The sequence below is a fragment of the Proteus sp. fly-1067 genome, from assembly GCF_040139345.1.
Taxonomy (GTDB): domain Bacteria; phylum Pseudomonadota; class Gammaproteobacteria; order Enterobacterales; family Enterobacteriaceae; genus Proteus; species Proteus vulgaris_B.
This window is the reverse complement of record NZ_JBEEUL010000058.1, coordinates 1-871: the sequence shown is the minus strand read 5'-3', so window position 1 is coordinate 871 and position 871 is coordinate 1. Positions and strand designations below refer to the sequence as shown.

Below are 871 nucleotides of genomic sequence, written 5' to 3'. Positions count from 1 at the left end.
AGAGCTTTCCGATCGAGTTTATGTTGCCACTCGAATTGGCAAAGAATATCAATATCTCATTCGTGACAACACTCAATTTTGGTTATCGTCTGGCTATAATTTATCCTTTGGCCTTACTGGTGGCATGATTAAAAGTGGTACATTTAAACAGTTTGTACGCGGTGGCACATCACTTGCAACCCCACCAAGCGTGCCTCTTTCGCCAAAAGCTAAACCTGAACAGCATTTCATTCTAAAATTAGAGCCACCAAAAGACTGGTTGGATTGGGGTACATCTATCCCGAAACAATAATCACTAGAAAGGTGCGTATTTAAACAATATTGCACCTTCTATCTTTTTTCTTGAAAAAAAATTTTTGGAAATGAATTCCATTTATACTATGCTTAGTTTTGTTGAGTCGATAATACCTACTCCAAAACTACATTAGAGGTAACATTATGAGCATAGTTAATTTGAAAATATCTTCCTATGAAATCAATGATGCAATTATGGCTGATCATAAAAGCGATACCGTCAGTATTCCATGCGATTCTGATACAGAGTTCTGCATGCAATTGGATGGCTGGGATGAAAACACCAGTATCCCTGCGTTAATCAATGAGAAACCCGTTTTGTTATATCGCCAGCGCTATGACAAAGATAATCATCATTGGATAATGCGAGTGGCTTAATTGATGAAGCCGCTAAGTAATCAGCAGCATATAATAGGCAAAAAAAGAGGCCTGGTAGATTCCGATTACCAGGCCTTGGGAAATGGCTCTGGCAGAGCCGTGCGCTAAAAATTGCCATTGAGACGTAACAAAGTACAATTTAATACTAGCTCGCTAAACGTACTCTTACCATACTAATTATCAATTTTTTCACATATTA

At 38.0% G+C, this 871-nt stretch carries 1 protein-coding gene and 1 pseudogene; both read left to right on the top strand.

What is annotated here, in order from left to right:
• A pseudogene (locus tag ABN217_RS19055) lies at positions 1–292 on the top strand (MCE family protein); the annotation flags it as partial.
• Positions 293–438: 146 nt separating this feature from the next.
• Entirely contained in the window at positions 439–672 is a 234-nt protein-coding gene (locus tag ABN217_RS19050) for a DUF1480 family protein (RefSeq protein WP_070928251.1), read from the top strand.
• Positions 673–871 lie beyond the last annotated feature (199 nt).

Bases quoted from the DNA above. Each gene is read 5' to 3' on its own strand.
- ABN217_RS19050 (WP_070928251.1), top strand. From the start codon at position 439: ATGAGCATAGTTAATTTGAAAATATCTTCCTATGAAATCAATGATGCA.